The 15,286-nt window shown below is 72.0% G+C and carries 13 protein-coding genes; 3 read left to right on the top strand and 10 right to left on the bottom strand.

Translation table 11 applies throughout. From position 1 onward, the window contains the following. Positions 1-3 precede the first annotated feature (3 nt). Together ACIA03_RS09785 and ACIA03_RS09790 are read right to left on the bottom strand one after the other, a co-directional pair. The gene (locus tag ACIA03_RS09785) at positions 4-1,014 is read right to left on the bottom strand and encodes an iron ABC transporter substrate-binding protein (protein ID WP_396981660.1); all 1,011 of its coding nucleotides are present in this window, start codon (positions 1,012-1,014) and stop codon (positions 4-6) included. Positions 1,015-1,249: 235 nt separating this feature from the next. Continuing rightward, positions 1,250-2,452 carry a CynX/NimT family MFS transporter gene (locus tag ACIA03_RS09790; RefSeq protein ID WP_396981662.1) on the bottom strand — a complete coding sequence of 401 codons (1,203 nt, stop codon included), beginning with the start codon at positions 2,450-2,452 and terminating at the stop codon, positions 1,250-1,252. Between the two features lie 48 nt (positions 2,453-2,500). Between ACIA03_RS09790 and ACIA03_RS09795 the strand changes: the two genes are divergently transcribed. Beyond that, a complete protein-coding gene (locus ACIA03_RS09795; RefSeq protein ID WP_396981663.1) occupies positions 2,501-3,157 on the top strand; it encodes a FadR/GntR family transcriptional regulator in 657 nt (218 codons plus the stop codon). Between the two features lie 9 nt (positions 3,158-3,166). On the opposite strand, the gene ACIA03_RS09800 is transcribed toward ACIA03_RS09795, so the two are convergent. Next, positions 3,167-4,594, bottom strand: a complete 1,428-nt coding sequence (locus ACIA03_RS09800) for a phytoene desaturase family protein (RefSeq protein WP_396981665.1) — start codon at positions 4,592-4,594, stop codon at positions 3,167-3,169. Between the two features lie 40 nt (positions 4,595-4,634). Between ACIA03_RS09800 and ACIA03_RS09805 the strand changes: the two genes are divergently transcribed. Continuing rightward, a complete protein-coding gene (locus ACIA03_RS09805; RefSeq protein WP_396981667.1) occupies positions 4,635-5,342 on the top strand; it encodes a hypothetical protein in 708 nt (235 codons plus the stop codon). Here the strand turns inward: ACIA03_RS09805 and ACIA03_RS09810 are convergent. From ACIA03_RS09810 to ACIA03_RS09835, 6 genes are all read right to left on the bottom strand, one after another. Continuing rightward, the gene (locus ACIA03_RS09810; RefSeq protein WP_396981669.1) at positions 5,339-7,477 is read right to left on the bottom strand and encodes a hypothetical protein; all 2,139 of its coding nucleotides are present in this window, start codon (positions 7,475-7,477) and stop codon (positions 5,339-5,341) included. The two genes, ACIA03_RS09805 and ACIA03_RS09810, sit on opposite strands and share 4 nt — an antisense overlap. A 90-nt stretch (positions 7,478-7,567) precedes the next feature. Next, positions 7,568-8,419 (bottom strand): class II fructose-bisphosphate aldolase, encoded by an 852-nt coding sequence (locus ACIA03_RS09815; protein ID WP_396981671.1) that lies wholly within the window; start codon positions 8,417-8,419, stop codon positions 7,568-7,570. Between the two features lies 1 nt (position 8,420). Further along, on the bottom strand, positions 8,421-9,338 hold the full coding sequence (locus ACIA03_RS09820) for a PfkB family carbohydrate kinase (RefSeq protein ID WP_396981673.1): 918 nt from the start codon (positions 9,336-9,338) through the stop codon (positions 8,421-8,423). Continuing rightward, positions 9,335-10,246: an ROK family protein gene (locus ACIA03_RS09825; RefSeq protein ID WP_396981675.1), complete on the bottom strand. Its 912-nt coding sequence runs from the start codon at positions 10,244-10,246 to the stop codon at positions 9,335-9,337. Before ACIA03_RS09825 ends, ACIA03_RS09820 begins: the two co-directional genes overlap by 4 nt. After that, positions 10,246-11,166 carry an SIS domain-containing protein gene (locus ACIA03_RS09830; RefSeq protein ID WP_396981677.1) on the bottom strand — a complete coding sequence of 307 codons (921 nt, stop codon included), beginning with the start codon at positions 11,164-11,166 and terminating at the stop codon, positions 10,246-10,248. The genes ACIA03_RS09825 and ACIA03_RS09830 overlap by 1 nt, the downstream gene beginning before the upstream one ends. A 53-nt stretch (positions 11,167-11,219) precedes the next feature. Continuing rightward, entirely contained in the window at positions 11,220-12,005 is a 786-nt protein-coding gene (locus tag ACIA03_RS09835; protein WP_396981679.1) for a DeoR/GlpR family DNA-binding transcription regulator, read from the bottom strand. Positions 12,006-12,246: 241 nt separating this feature from the next. Here ACIA03_RS09835 and ACIA03_RS09840 point away from each other — a divergent pair, with 241 nt between their 5' ends. Then, positions 12,247-14,043, top strand: a complete 1,797-nt coding sequence (locus ACIA03_RS09840) for a beta-galactosidase family protein (RefSeq protein WP_396981681.1) — start codon at positions 12,247-12,249, stop codon at positions 14,041-14,043. 369 nt (positions 14,044-14,412) lie between these two features. Here ACIA03_RS09840 and ACIA03_RS09845 read toward each other — a convergent pair whose 3' ends face one another. Continuing rightward, positions 14,413-15,231: a TIGR02452 family protein gene (locus tag ACIA03_RS09845; RefSeq protein WP_396981683.1), complete on the bottom strand. Its 819-nt coding sequence runs from the start codon at positions 15,229-15,231 to the stop codon at positions 14,413-14,415. Positions 15,232-15,286: the final 55 nt, after the last annotated feature.

Below are 15,286 nucleotides of genomic sequence, written 5' to 3' on the forward strand. Positions count from 1 at the left end.
TGCTCAGAGGAAGCCAACCTCCGTCATCATGTCGACCACCGCGTCGCTGTCGAGGTCGGAGACCGCGACGGCGGGCGGGTCGAGCTCGGCGAACGGCTTGACCGGCGGGGCGAGCTGCACCTCGGGGTTGAGGGGGTACTCCAGGGCGTAGCTGTCCGCCAGCCCCTGCTGGCCGGTCTTGCCGGTGAGGTAGCCGACGAATTTCTCGGCATCGGACTTGTGCTTGGCCGAAGCCAGCACACCGGCCCCGGAGACGCTCACGAAGGCGCCGGGGTCCTGGTTGCCGAAGAAGTGGAGCTTCGAGTGGTCGCTGACGTCACCGGACTCAGCCTGGTCGCGATACCAGTAGTAGTGGTAGATGACACCGACCGGCACCTCGCCGGCGTTGACCGACTCGAGCACGACGTTGTTGCCGTCGTAGACGGTGCCGTTGGCCTTGAGTCCCTCGAGCCACGTCTTCGTGGCCGCCTCGCCCTCGGTGGCCAGGACACCGGCGACGATCGCCTGGAAGTCGGCGCCGGTCGGCGAGAACGAGACCTTGCCCTTCCACTCCGGCTTCGCCAGGTCGAGCAGCGAGGCGGGCAGCTCGGCCTCGGTGATCTCGTCGGTGTTGTAGACCAGCACGGTGGAGCGGGCCACGAAGCCGGTCCAGGCGTTGCTCGCCGGCCGGTACTGCTCAGGGATCGGCGCGGTCACGTCGTCCGGCAGCGTGGCCAGCAGGCCCTCGCGCTCGACGGCGGCCATCGCCGGGGAGTTCTCGGTGAGGAAGACGTCGGCCGGTGACTTCTTGCCCTCCGCGACCAGCTGCGCGGCGAGCTCGAGGTCGGACCCGTTGCGCAGCTCGACGTCGATCCCGGTCTCCTTCTCGAACGCCGGCACCAGCTCCTCCATCAGCTGCTCGTGCTGGGCGTTGTAGACGACGAGCGCGTCACCGGAGGAGCAGGAGGTCAGCGTCGTCCCGAGGAGGGCGACACCGACCGAGACCACGACAGCAGAGAGAGGCTTCACAGCCATCCTTTCGACGAGTAAGGCAAACCAAACCTTAGAAAGGTTTACCTAAGAACGCGAACGGCGGTCCGCCCCGGAAGCCGAGCCGAGGAGACCATCCTCGACAAGCGCGTGCCGTGACACACCGCCTGACTCTTTCAACGCATTCCAGTTCGACGAACCTGGGGAGGCCTGTCCGAACCCGGCTCGGACAGGCCTCCCCAGGTCCGGCCCTGGCCGATCCAACGACCGACCGAATCGGTCAGTCCCCGCCCCGGTCCCCGATGACGACCGGGCGGCCGGCGACGTACCCGGCACAGATCTGGATGACCGCGATGCCGAGCAGGAGCGCGATCGGGACCGACCACGAGCCGGTGGACTCGCGGAGCAGGCCGACGACGAACGGGCCGCCGGCGGCAAGCAGGTAGCCGATGCTCTGCGCCATCGAGGACAGCGCGGTGGTGCCGGCGGTCGTCGCGGTGCGAATGCTGAACAGGGTCAGCGCCACAGGGAAGACCGCGCCGCCGATGCCGACCAGCACCGCCCAGAGCCACGCGCCCGCGACGGGGGCGAGCCAGAGCCCGGCGAAGCCGATCGCCAGCAGCGCGGTCAGGACCGCGACGAGGTGCCCCTGCGAGGAGGATCGGATCGCGAGCGAGGGGGCGAGGAAGAAGACGGGTACGCCGACCAGGATGCTCACCGCGAGCAGCAGCCCCGCCGTGGCATGGCTGAAGCCGGCGTCGGCGTAGATGCTGGGCAGCCAGCTCATCACGACGTACGCGAACAGCGACTGGGTGCCGAAGAGGACCGTCACGGCCCAGGCCACCGGCTCGCGCCACAGCGAGACCCTGGGCCCACCGTCGCGGCGCCGGCCGTGGTCGCGCAGGTGCGGGATCCACGCCAGCAGCGCCAGGAGGGCGAGCAGCGCCCAGACGCCGAGCCCGACCCGCCAGCTTCCGGCCGCCTCGGCGATCGGCACGGTGACCCCGGCAGCGATCGCCGCGCCCAGCGACATCACCGCGCTGTAGGCACCGGTGACGGCGCCGACGCGGTTCGGGAAGCCCTCCTTGACGACGGCGGGAAGCAGCACGTTGGCGAACGCGATGCCGGCGCAGGCGACGAACGTGCCGGCGAGCAGCAGCCAGGGGTCGCCGATCACCCGGACCAGCAGCCCGGCCACCAGGAGGCCGAGCGCGACGCCGATGCCGCGGTGCACACCGAGCCGGCGCGCGAGCGTCATCCCGGTCGCACCGACGACCGCGAAGCACAGCACCGGCAGCGAGGTCAGGAAGGACCTGGTGCCGGCCGAGAGCCCGTCGAGCCCGTCGAGCAGGGCGCCGAGGGACGTGATGCCACCACGCAGGTTCACCGCCACCAGCAGGACCGCCACCAGGAGCCACCCGGTCGACCGGAGGGCTGAGCTCGACGTCGTGGGTTCGGGGCGGTTCTGGAGTCGGGAGGTCACACCCTCTAGAATGCCAGACATCGGATGATTGGATGAAAGGACGGCATCGTGCCGCTCTCCACCACCACGCCTCGCTCCCTGGTCGACCAGGCGATCGACGGCATGCGCGCGTTGCTCGCCGACGGCGAGTGGGCCGTCGGCGCCCGCATCCCGCCCGAGCCCGAGCTCGCCGCGGCGCTCGGCGTCAGCCGCAACACCGTGCGCGAGGCGGTGCGGGCGCTGGCCCACAACGGCGTGCTGGAGGTGCGACGCGGGGACGGGACGTACGTGTCAGCGTCCAACGAGGTCGCCGCGATGATGCGACGCCAGGTCGGCCGGGTCGACCTTCAGCACGTCCTCGAGGTCCGCCACGCGATCGAGACCCGGGCCGCGGCGCTGGCCGCCGAGCGCCGCTCCGAGGACGACCTACGCGCGCTGACCGCGGTGATGGAACGGCGCGCCGCCGCCGTCGCGGCCGGCGACGCCGGCGCCTTCGCGGATGCCGACGCGGAGTTCCACCTCGGGGTGGTCACCGCGACCCACAACCCGCTGCTCATCGAGCTCTACGCCGGCTTCGAGGACACTCTGCGCGCGACCATCCACCTCGACGACGAGACGGCCGAGATCGCCGACGAGCACGCCGCCGTCTTCGACGCGATCCGCGCCCAGGACCCCGGCGCCGCCGCGGCCGCCGTCACCGGCCTCCTCCACACCCTCGCCCGCTGACGCGCCCGGTCAGCGCAGCCGCTTCAGCGCGGCCTCGGCCGCATGGAAGCCGCCCATGCCGTGGACTCCGCCGCCCGGTGGTGTCGCCGAGGAGCACAGATAGACGCCCGGGACGCCGAGGGCGTACGGATCGAGGGCGGGACGCGGCCGGAAGGCGATCTGGCGAGCGGTGTTCGCGCCGGCGCTGATGTCGCCACCCACCCAGTTGGGGTTGTACGTCTCGAACTCGGCGGGCGTGCGCGTGGAGACCGCCACGATGCGCTCCCGGAAACCGGGCGCGAAGCGCTCGATCTGGCCGAGGACAGCCTCGGTGGCGTCGCCGTCGTAGGCGTGCGGGACGTGGGCGTAGGCGTAGATCGGGTTGATCGAGCCGTGGGACCGGGTCGGGTCGGCGAGGTACTGCTGTCCGAGCAGGACGAAGGGCCGCTCGGCCATCACGCCGCGCGTCGTCTCCTTCTCGATGGCGGCGATCTCGGCGGCCGTACCTCCCAGGTGCAGCGTGCCGGCGCGGCGGCACTCCTCGTTCGTCCACGGGATGTCGCCCTCGATCGCGATGTCGACCTTGAACGCCGCCGGACCGTAGCGGTATCGGCCCAGCGCGCGACGTACGCGGGCGGGCAGCGTGTCGCCCATGATCGAGAGCACGCCGGCCGGCGCGGTGTCGAGCAGGACGACGTCGGGACGGCCACCGGCGAGGTCGCGCAGCTCGTCGAGCGAGGTGACCCGGACCCCGGTGACCACCTTCCCGCCGAGCGTGCCCAGCTCGGCGAGCAGGGCACGCGTGATGCTCTCGCTGCCACCCTCGGCGACCGGCCACCCCACGGCGTGGGTGGCCGCGGTCAGCATCAGGCCGACCGAGCTGCTGAGCGGGGTGTCGAGGCGCCCGAACGCATGGGCGGCGACCCCCATGAACAGCGCGCGAGCCGGGTCGTCGTGGAACCGGCGGACCGCCCAGGTCGCCGGCTGCAGGGCGTCGACGCCGAAGCGACCCAGGACGACCGGGTGGCGCGGCACGTGCACCACCGGCTGGAACACCTCCGCGATGAGCGCCTCGAAGTTGCCCGTCGCGTTGGCGAAGAGCCGGTCCCACCGGTCGGCATCGTCACCGAGCGAGCGCCGGGTCAGCTCCCGGTCACGGGCCGCGACCCCCGCCCGGCCGTCGTCGAGCGGGTGCGCGAGATCGATCTCTGGCCACAGCCAGCGCAGGCCGTGTCGTTCCAGGCCCAGCGAGGCAAAGTAGGGCGAGGCCACCCCGGTGGGGTGGAACGCCGCGCAGTCGTCGTGGAGCACACCGGGGACGGTGCGCTCGCTGGTCCGGGTGCCACCCCCGGGCCGTTCGTACGCCTCGACGACGGTGACGTCCATCCCGGCCTGGGCGAGACGGATCGCGCCGGCCAGTCCGTTGGGTCCGCTGCCCACCACCACTGCCGTGCTCATATCGCCAGCCTACGGGCCGACCCAGCACTACCATCGCCGCATGATCGAGTTCGTCAAGCTGGTCGTCGACCTGGTTGTGAAGGCCGTTCCCGGCATCCTCAGCAAGAACGAACGCGACCAGGCGGCGCGGCTCGGGGCGGATCTGTTCCTCCTCTACGTGCAGATCAACGACGTCCTCGTGCGCGCCGAGCTGATCGTCACCCAGATGGAGCGCTACGACCGGGCGACGGACCTCGAGCTGGCCACGGCGCGCGGGACACTGCTCCGGCTGGTGCCGGAGCAGATCTCCGACCTCCGTGAGATCACCGGGCGTCTGCAGGCGCTGCACTGGGAGCTGGGGGTGCTCGACGGCGAGTCGTCCGCTTCCCTCGAGTTCCTGCTCGGCATGAAGAGCTCGGCGCTGGACCAGCTCTCGTACGCGCTCACTCTCGACCACCTCCCGCTCGGGACGACGACCGTCGAGGTCGACGACGACGGAATCCGGTGGCCGGAGGTGCGGCCGGCGCACCATGCCCGTTGGACGGTGCTCGACAACCTTCGCGACGAGCTCGGCCGGGATCACCCCACCCGAGAGGACGAGGTACGCCGCATCCGCACCTATCTCGAACGCAGGCAGCCGCGCGAGGAGATGCGGGCGATCCGCGAGAGCCTGGAGAAGCTGCGCGAGGCGATCGCGGCCAACTTCACCCTCCAGGACATCCTGATCCGGGCAGGCGACCCGCGTCTCAGCCACCGGCCCCGGCGCTAGCCTCGCGGGAGGTCGACCCGGATGAACTTCGGCCGGTACAGGAGCGGGTTGCGCAGCACCGCGCCGAAGTCCGTGCTGTTGCGGCTGTAGGAGACGATCACCGAGCCGGGTTCCTCGAGGATGTCGGGATGGGCCAGCGGCATGTAGCGGAGCTCGCCGCGCGCGACGCCCGAGGGCAGGGTGCCGACCGGCGGCTGCGCCCGGAACGGACCGCTCGGCGACGACGAGGTCCAGAAGACCAGCTCGTCGCCGAGGAACTCGTTGCTCTTGCTGAACGCGTACCAGCGGCCGGCGCGCTCGAAGACGCTCAGCGTCTGGGAGACGCCGTCGGCCGCAGGGATCAGCTCGCTCGAGGATGCCGCCCGCTTCGTCCAGGCCTTGCCGTCCCAGTAGGTCCAGCGGACGGGGTCGGCGACCTGGTCCGGTTCGACCCGGGCGACGTGGAGCGCGAAGCCGGTGCCGAGCTGTGGGTGGGGCTCGCGGGCGGTGCCGTAGAGGTAGAGCCACTCCCCCGACATCGCCGCCGCGGCGCCCCACATCGGCCGGCGGGTGTCGGTATCGTCGGCACCGATGTCGGTCACCGCGATCAGCTGCGGCACTCCGCCGTCCGGGACGACGAACTGGGCGATCGCCGGCCCGAGCGCCTCGAACCCGAACACGTCCTTGGAGGTCGTACGCACCCGCTGCGCGGCCACGACCACGAGCGCGTATCCCGGCTTGTCGAGCGTGGTCACCGACATCGGCCAGTAGCCCACGCCGTCGTCGCGGTCGGGGATGATCGCGCCCCCGGACTCCGGGAGGACGACGCGCAGGCAGTCGGGTTCGACGAGCAGCATCGAGTTGCGTACGAAACCGGCGCCGGGGAGGTCCTCGTCCCGCAGGGTGTCGCCGAACATCCAGATGCTGCGCCCGTCGCCCAGTGCGGCGCTCACCCCCACGTCTCCGCCCTGGAGGGCCGGCTCGGCGCGGAGCCGGGTGATCCGGTTGAGGTCGTCGACGTCCTCGACGGGACCGGACGGTACGCACTGGGTCGTCGAGGCGAGGCTGGCCAGCGGGCGCGGCACCGCCTCGGCGTGCAGGGCGGAGGTCGCCGCGGTCGCCAGCACCGTCAGGCAGGTGGCCGAGGCCAGGACCACGCCGAGGCTCCTCCGCCACCCGCTCACCGAGACCGGACCGTGCTCGGGCGCGACGAGACCTCGAAGCAGCCACCGGGTCGCCACGAGCACGATCAGGCCGAGCAACGCCGACCCCGCGATGGTCACCAACGGTTGGGTGATGCCGGTGCTGCCGTGTCCGGCCGCCGCCCACACCAGCGACTCGGCAGCTCCCGCGATCGTCCAGCGGGAGCCGACCGACCACGTGGTGTCGAGAAGCAGCCGGTCACCGGCGAGGAGGAGAGGGACCGGGCCGGCGACGATCACCGTCGCCGCGAGCAGCAGGCCCGGCAATCCGCCGACGACCTCGCAGGCGAAGGTCAGCGCACCCGCGGCGACCACGGTGGCGGCGAGAACCGATCCGACCAGCATGCGCTCGCCCGCCGGCGCCTCTGCGGTGAGCAACCAGCCACCGACGCCCGCACCCACCGCCAGCGACGCGAGCGCGGTCAGTCGCGCGAGCAGCCGGGGCAGCGTACGTGCGAGCGGGCCCCACACGAGCGAGACGAGGCACACCAGCAGGAAGCCGGCCAGCGCGGTCGCGAAGGTGATCCCGGCGAAGGACCGTTCCTCGAACCGGTCCTCCGCCCCGACGAGCGCGACCGTACGTCCATGGGTTCTCTCGATCCGCCCGACCTCCGCCCGGACCGCACGAGCGAGCTCCGGCCGGTGAGCGGCGGCCAGCCGCAGCTCGTCCTCGGTCCCGGACAGATCGAGCGTGAGGACTGCGACGGCCTCACCGCTCGCCAGCAGCTCTGCGGCCTCGCCCCGGTCCTCGACCGCGCCCGCCGAGAACGGCCGACCGGGCAGCGCCTCGGCCTGTTTGACGAGCGGTGCCGTGACGACGTCGGGCCCCACCAGCACCACCGGCGCCTCGTGCAGCTCACCGGAGTCGGCCCGCAGCCCGGTGACGATCCAGCCCAGGGCGATCAGCACGAGGACGGCGCAGAGCGCGACCTCACCACGACTCCCCGGCCGCACCGCCCACCGCCCTCCTCGGTCACCGCACGACGCGGCTCCTGAGGGTCATGTAAGCAGTGCGACCGGTCGGCCCGCCACCCTTCGGGCTCGTCACACGGCCCGGTCCACCCTCGGTCCACCGATCAGGGCGAGCAGGCGCGCCGCCTCGCCGGCGACGGCGTCGCGGCCGGCGCCGAGGTACTTGCGGGGGTCGACCTTCGCCTCGTCCGCGATCGCCGAGCGGACCGCCCGGGTGAAGGTCGCGTTGAGGTGGGTGGCGATGTTGATCTTGGTCATTCCCGCGGCGATCGCCGCGACGATGCGCTCGTCGGGAACCCCGGAGGAGCCGTGGAGGACCAGGGGCACGTCGACGGCATCGGCGAGCCGGGCGATGAGCTCGTTGTCGAGCGAGGCCGTACGCGTCGTCATCGCGTGCGAGGAGCCGACCGCGACGGCGAGCGCGTCGACACCGGTGGCCTCGACGTACGCCGCGGCCTCGGCCGGCTGGGTGCGGACCCCGGGCGCGTGCACGCCGTCCTTGCCGCCGACCTCGCCGAGCTCGGACTCGAGGGAGGCGCCGCGCTCGTGGCACCAGGCCGCGATCTTGGCCGTGGCGGCCACGTTCGAGTCGTAGTCGAGCTTGGAGGCGTCGAACATCACCGAGGGACAGCCCAGCTCGACGGCCTCCTCGACGAGCTCGACGCGGGTCGCATGATCGAGATGTACGCAGACCGGCACCGTGGCGCGCTCGGCGATCGCGATGGTGGCGCGCAGCAGCGGCGCCAGCGCTCCGCGGTAATCGGCGGTGTTCTCGGAGATCTGCAGGACCACCGGGCGGCCGGCCTGCTCGGCGCCGGCGACGATCGCCTCGGCCAGCTCGAGCTGGATGACGTTCATCGCGCCCAGCCCGCGTCGGGTCCCACGGGCGTTGTCGAGCAGCAGCGACATCGGTACCAGGGGCATCTCAGGCCTCCTCGTGGTCGACTCGTCCGACCCGTCCGACCCGGACGTCCGGCAGGACCGACGCGTACGTCTCGGCGTCGATCTCGCCGGCGACCGGTGCGGCCACCGCGGCGGCGCCCAGCGCGGCGGCATCGCGCAGGATCTCCGGCCACGGCCTGCCATGGGCGAGTCCGCGGGCGAGCCCCGCGGCGGCCGCGTCCCCGGCGCCGGTCGGGTTCCCGGTGATCCCGGCGGGCGGGCGCACCTCCCAGCAGGCGCCGCCGGCGTACGCGATCAGCCCGAGGCGTCCGCGGGTCAGCACGACCGGTCCCCCGTGGCGGGCGGCGAGCTCGGCGACGGCCGCGACCGGGTCGTCGGGGGCGTGCCCGAGAAGGCGTGCCGCCTCGTCCTCGTTGGGTGTCAGGACGGCGCCGGTCCCGACCGCGGCCGCGAGCGCCGCGTCGTCCAGGTCGAGGAGCACCGGGACGCCGGCGGCCGCGGCGAGCCGGGCGATCCGCGCCGGCAGGTCGGTGGGCACTCCGGGCGCCAGGCTGCCGGAGACGGTGAGAGCGGTCGCGTTCGTGATCCGAGCCTCGAGGAGGTCGAGCAGTCGCCGGTCGGCGCCGGGCGCCGCCTGCCGCCCCGGCTCCCACAGCGAGGTCGTCGAGTCGGCGACGACGACCACGGTGCGGCGTACGTCCTCGAGCTCGGGCAGGAAGGTCGACGGCAGCTCGCTCGCCAGGGCCTCGGCGAAGCGCTCGTCGGCGAGACCGACGGCGTGCGTCGGCTCGCCCAGCTGGTGCAGCACCCGGGCGACGTTCACGCCCTTGCCGCCGAGCCGGGTGGTGACCTCGGTGACCCGGTGGACCTCGCCGACGGTCAGCCGGGGCAGCCGGTAGGTCACGTCGATCGCCGGGTTGAGGGTGACGGTGATGATCATGGGTTCGTCCTCACCGCATCCAGGGCGAGCCTGGCGGCACCGACCAGGCCGGCGCGGCCACCGAGGGTGGAGAGTCGTACGGGCGGGACGGCCGTCACGCCGGCCCGCTCGCGCATCCGGATCCGCAGCGGGTCGAGCAGGTCCTGCCCGGCCTCGGCGACACCGCCGCCCAGGATGATCTCGCCGGGCGCGAGCAGGGCTCCCACGGCGAGGAAACCGTCGGCGAGGGCGGTGATCGCGTCGGACCAGACCTGGGCGGCGAAGTGGTCGTGCCCGATCCGCGCGACCAGGTCGGCGACGCCCGAGATCGTGGTGTCGCCGACCATCGAGGCGTACCTCTCCAGCATCGCGCGCCCACCCGCGTACGCCTCCACGCAGCCGCGCAGCCCGCAGCCGCACCGCGGCCCAGCCCGGTCGACCACCAGGTGGCCGATCTCGCCGGCCTGCCCGGAGACCCCGACGACCGCCCTCCCCTCGACGTACGTCACCCCGGCGACACCCGTCCCCAGCACGGCCACGAACGCGGAGGCCGGCGAACCGGCATCGGCCCAGATCGCGGCCGCGGCGGCGACCGTGTCGTGCACGACCGTGACCGGAAGGCCCAGTCGCTCGGCGAGCGGGGCCGCGACGAGGGTGTCGACGAGACCGAGGTTGACCGCCCGGCGGGAGACGCCGGCCTCGGTGTCGACGAGACCGGGGAAGGCGACCCCGACCCCGGCCACCTCCGCCCGAGCGGCGTGGCTCAGGCCGGCGAGCAGCTCCTCGCCCATCCGTGCGATGTCGTCGAGCACGGCCGGACCGGTCCGGGTCGCCACCCGCGACTCGGCGATCACGACGTCGGCGGCCCCCACCACGGCCCCCCGCACCGAGGTGCCGCCGACGTCGAACGCAAGGGCGAGCGATCGCATCACGCGGACGGGGGAGCGGCCGGACTGAGGATGATCGAGCGCGTGAGGTTGCGCGGCACATCGGGGTCGAGACCGACCAGGTGAGCCCGAGCCACGCAGAGCAGATGCACCCGCACCAGCTCGGCGAGCGGGTCGACCTCATGATGCACCAGGTCGGCGCCCGTGACGGCGACGTCCTCGGCGAAGCCCTCCACCAGGTCGCCGAAGGCCCACACGACCCGGCCGGGGGCACTGATCGAGACCGGGCCGTGACGGTATTCCATCATCGGGTAGGACTCGGTCCACAGCTGCGCGGACTCGCGCAGCTTGAGCGCGGCCTCCTGCGCCAGGCCGTTGGTCCAGCCGCGGCCGACGAAGGTGAGCTGGTCGGCGGTCAGCGCCGGACCGAACGTGTCCTCGCCGGCGTCGATGATCCGCTGCGCCTGCTCGGCGGCCAGGCTCAGGTCCTCACCGAGGTGCCAGCGCAGCATCGCGAGCGCGGTGGTCGCGAAGCGGGTCTGGACCACCGACTTCTCGTCCACCTCGGGCATCAGGATCGGCTCGGCCACCTCGAGTGCCGGTGTGCCGGGCGAGGACGAGATCACCGACGCCGGGATCCTGCCCTCGACGCGGGCGAGCAGGTCGATGACCTCGGTGGTGGTCCCGGAGCGGCTGATCGCCAGCAGCCGGTCGTAGCCCCGGTCGATCCGGGCCTCGGTCGGCGTCCAGGCGTCGGTGACGCCCAGACCCTGCTCCTCACGGAGCGCGGCGTAGGCCTGCGCCATGTAGAGCGAGGTGCCGCAGCCGACGACGGCGACCTTCTCCCCCGCCTTCGGCAGCGCGTCCGCGAAGCGTTCGGCGGTGCTCCTGGCGGCCATCCAGTTGGCGGGCTGAGTCGCGATCTCGGCAGCGAGATGCGTCGTCGGTGCGGATGCGGTCATGGCTGAATCATCCAACGTAGTGATCGTTTATGTCAATAACCATGCTCAAATGATCATTTTCGCTCAGTCGCGATCACGATCTCCGTCCCTCGCTCGGCCAGCGCCTTGGCGAGCGGCTCGGGCACCGCACGGTCGGTGACGAGCATGGAGACACGGTCGAGGTCGCCGATGCGCGCGAAGGTCGGATGCTCGAGCTTGGTGCTGTCGGCCACGACGATGGTGCGCTGCGCGGCCGCGATGAAGTCGGCGCTGATCTTGGCCTCGGCCGGGTGGATCGTGGTGAGGCCGGCGCGCGTGCTGATGCCGTCGACGCCGAGGATCGCGGTGTCGATGTGGATCTTCGACAGCACCCCCTCGCTCAGAGGCCCGACCAGCTCGTAGGACTGGGTGCGCGCGGCGCCGCCGGTCACCACGATGTTGACGTTGGGCCGGATCGAGAGCTCGTAGGCGATGTTGAGCGCGTTGGTGACCACCGTGATGCTGTCGTCCTCGGCCAGGTCGGGGTGGCGCCCGATCGCGCGCGCCACCTCGCTGGTGGTCGTCCCGCCGTTGAGGGCCACCGTCTCGCCCGGCACGAGCAGGTCGGCGACGGCGGCCGCGATCGCCTGCTTGGCCTCGGCCTGGCGGCTGATCTTGTACTGCAACGGCAGCTCGTACGCCGACCCGAGCGCCGTCGCACCGCCGTGTGTCCGGGTCACCAGCCGCTGGTCGGCGAGATGCCCGATGTCGCGGCGGGCGGTCGCCGCCGAGACACCGAGCGCGCTCTCCACCTCCGCGATCGACACATGGCCGTGCTCGCTGATCAGCTCGAGCAGCTGGTTGAGTCGCTGTTGCCTCATGGGCCCCCTTCCTGGGTCCCGGACAGCCTACGCAGATCTCAGCCCGCGCAGTGGAAGGCCGCGTCGGCCCAATCGGCATGGTCGTTTCCGTTCCCCTCACCGGCATCACCGACGTACGTCGCGGAGCCGGTGAGCCGATAGCTCGACTCGGCCGCATCGGCCGACGGTGCGACCTTCCATCATGCAGAGTTTTGCGCGAATTGGCTAGATTATGCTCAAAAGGTGTCATAACCTCGGCCGGGTGCCCCCCACCTTGACCTGGCGCGACGGCGAGTTCCTCAAGCACGGCGTCCCCCACCGGATCCGGTCCGGGTCCATCCACTACTTCCGCATCCACCCGGACCAGTGGGAGGACCGGCTGCGGCGGGTCGCAGCCACCGGGTTCAACACCGTCGACACCTACGTCGCCTGGAACTTCCACGAGCCCGACGAGGGGTCCCCGGACTTCACCGGGCCTCGCGACCTGGCCCGCTTCATCACGATCGCCGGCGATCTCGGGCTCGACGTGATCGTCCGCCCCGGCCCCTACATCTGCGCCGAGTGGACCAACGGCGGCCTGCCGTCGTGGCTGACCGCACACACCCGCGCACCGCGCAGCACCGATCTGGTCTACCAGGCGGCCGTCTCGGCCTGGCTCGACGTCCTGCTCCCCCGGCTCGTCCCGCTCCAGGCCGCTCACGGCGGCCCGGTCGTGGCCGTGCAGGTGGAGAACGAGTACGGCTCCTACGGCGACGACGCCGCTCACCTCGCCTGGCTCCGGCGGGGGCTCCTCGACCGCGGCATCACCGAGCTGCTCTACACCGCCGACGGTCCGACCGAGGTCATGCTCGACACCGGCATGGTCGACGGCACGCTCGCCGCGGCGACCTTCGGCAGCCGCGCCACCGAGGCCCAGGCGATGCTGCGGTCACGACGGCCCGGCGAGCCGTTCCTGTGCGCCGAGTTCTGGAACGGCTGGTTCGACCACTGGGGCGAGAACCACCACATGCGCTCCCCCGCCAGCGCCGCCGGGACGCTGCGGAAGATCATCGACCTCGGTGGCTCGGTCAGCGTCTACATGGCGCACGGCGGCACCAACTTCGGGCTCTGGGCCGGCGCCAACCACGACGGCCGCCGCATCCAGCCCACCGTCACCAGCTACGACTCCGACGCTCCGATCGGAGAGGACGGCCGGGTCTCGGAGAAGTTCCGGCTCTACCGCGACATCCTGGCGCCTGCCAGCGGGCGCACGGTCGACGCGCTGCCTGCGCTTCCGCCGACTGTTGAGCGTCACGCGTTCTGCTCGGCGCCGCTCTCGCCGTCCGGCGCCGGCCTGCCCTCCCTGACAACCCGGGGGCCGGCGACCCGCGCGGCACGGCCGCTGAGCTTCGAGGAGCTCGGCATCGACGCCGGCCTGGTGACGTACCGGTCCTCGGTCACGCTCCCCGGCCACGACGTCCATCTCACCGTGCGCGGACTGCACGACAGGGCGTACGTCTTTCTGGACGGGGATCCGCTCGGGACCCTCGAGCGCGACGACGCCGAGCCCGCGGTGCTGACGCTTCCGGGCCTCGGCCGGGTCGCCGAGCTGACCCTGGTCGTGGAGGCGCTCGGCCGGGTCAACTACGGCCCGCTGCTCGGCGAGCACAAGGGGATCCTCGGCGGCGTCCAGGTCGACCGGCGCCTCGTCCACGGCTGGGACCACCACCTCGCTCCCCTCGACCGCTGGGACCACGACGACCTCAACGGGGTCGCTCATGCCGTCGTCGACGTCGACGCCCCCGCCGACGGCTGGCTCGCCGTCCCCGGCGACGGAGACCGCTTCGTCTGGCTCAACGGCACCCTGCTCGGCCGCTTGTGGAGCCGCGGTCCCCAACGACGCCTCTACGCCCCCGCTCCCCTGTGGCGCGCCGGCGCCAACCAGGTCGCCGTCCTCGACCTGACCGCCCCGGCGACGTGCGTCGAGGTGCACCCGGACCCGGACTTCGGGCCGAGCGAGGAGTACGTCGAGTCGCTGCCGACCGGCGTCGATGTGGGCCAGGACGCACCAGCCGATTGACGCGCGCCCCCATGTCGCCGAGAGGCAGTAAACCTGGGGAGGGTTGTCCGAGCCAGGTTCGGACAACCCTCCCCAGGTTCACGGGTTGCCATAGCCCGGCTGGCTTGACCAGCCCGAGTCGACCCTTTACGTTGCGCCAGGGGCACGCTGGATGCCTACGGTTACATGCTCGGGGGATCACATGCGAGGGTTGGCTCAAGCCGCGCAAGGTAGCCTTCCCGCCCAACGACAGGCTCGAGATCGCCCACCCGATGGTCACCGAGGACGATCGCGAGCCGATCACCTACTCCGACAACTACCTCATCACCGGCGGAGACCAAGTCGAGGAAACGATCCTCTACAAGCGCGTGCCCTGACGCTCCGTCGAGGTCATGACACAAGGTCCGCGAAGGCATCCTCGAACGCCCGCCGGACGACTGCTCCCGGCGTACGGTCGAGGATCCCGAACACCACCTGCTCGAAGGTCCCCTCGAACCGGCCTCCCGGACCGAGCAGGTCGCGGAACGATCCGGCGACCATCGCGGGGTCGTTCTGGAACACGCCGCATCCCCAGGCGCCGAGGACGAGGCTGCGATAGCCGTTGGCCGCCGCGGTCTCCAGGACCCGGGCCGCACGGCCCTCGAGCACGGCCGGGATCTCGTCCGCACGCTCGGGAGCCTTCGTGCGGATGACGCCTGCGTTAGGCGCCGGCGAGGTCAGGAAACCGACCTCGAACGGCTCGTCGAGCAGCTGGCCGCGGTCGTCGCGAAAGACCGGCACCCCCGGCGAGTGGATGACCCGGTCGCTGTAGAACGGGTCCCGCATGGCGCGATGATGCACGTAGTAGGCGGGCGCCTCCAGCAGGCAGGTGTATAGCGCCGACGCCCGGCACAACGCCTCCTCCTGCGCCTGAGCTCCGTTGACGTACCCGCCGCCGGGGTTCCTCGCCGAGGCGAAGTTCAGCACCGCCACCGGGCCGGGCAGCCGCCGCGCCTCCCACAGGCTGCTCCCGCCGGTGACCGCGAACCGCGTCTTCACCGGCGCGATGGAAGGCACCTCGACCGGCTCCGGCCCGAACAGCCGCGTCCCCTCCCGCGCCGCCCGCACGGCCTCGCCGATGACCACCTTCGTGCCATCCGTACGCCGGTAGGACCCTGCCTCGATGATGTGCTCGTTCTCCCGCGCGAGCGCGCGCAGCCGCGCACTCATCCGGTCACCCTCGTGGTGACCGCCGTCGCCCCTGCGACGGCCCAATCGATCTTCT

Origin of the sequence: Nocardioides sp. NPDC051685 (genome assembly GCF_044453405.1) — a bacterium.
In the GTDB taxonomy this organism is placed as follows: Bacteria; Actinomycetota; Actinomycetes; order Propionibacteriales; family Nocardioidaceae; genus Nocardioides.

Coding starts and splice junctions, on each gene's coding strand:
- ACIA03_RS09785 (WP_396981660.1), bottom strand. CDS start 1,014: ATGGCTGTGAAGCCTCTCTCTGCTGTCGTGGTCTCGGTCGGTGTCGCC.
- ACIA03_RS09820 (WP_396981673.1), bottom strand. CDS start 9,338: ATGATCATCACCGTCACCCTCAACCCGGCGATCGACGTGACCTACCGG.
- ACIA03_RS09805 (WP_396981667.1), top strand. CDS start 4,635: ATGATCGAGTTCGTCAAGCTGGTCGTCGACCTGGTTGTGAAGGCCGTT.
- ACIA03_RS09815 (WP_396981671.1), bottom strand. CDS start 8,419: ATGCCCCTGGTACCGATGTCGCTGCTGCTCGACAACGCCCGTGGGACC.
- ACIA03_RS09825 (WP_396981675.1), bottom strand. CDS start 10,246: ATGCGATCGCTCGCCCTTGCGTTCGACGTCGGCGGCACCTCGGTGCGG.
- ACIA03_RS09845 (WP_396981683.1), bottom strand. CDS start 15,231: ATGAGTGCGCGGCTGCGCGCGCTCGCGCGGGAGAACGAGCACATCATC.
- ACIA03_RS09830 (WP_396981677.1), bottom strand. CDS start 11,166: ATGACCGCATCCGCACCGACGACGCATCTCGCTGCCGAGATCGCGACT.
- ACIA03_RS09835 (WP_396981679.1), bottom strand. CDS start 12,005: ATGAGGCAACAGCGACTCAACCAGCTGCTCGAGCTGATCAGCGAGCAC.
- ACIA03_RS09800 (WP_396981665.1), bottom strand. CDS start 4,594: ATGAGCACGGCAGTGGTGGTGGGCAGCGGACCCAACGGACTGGCCGGC.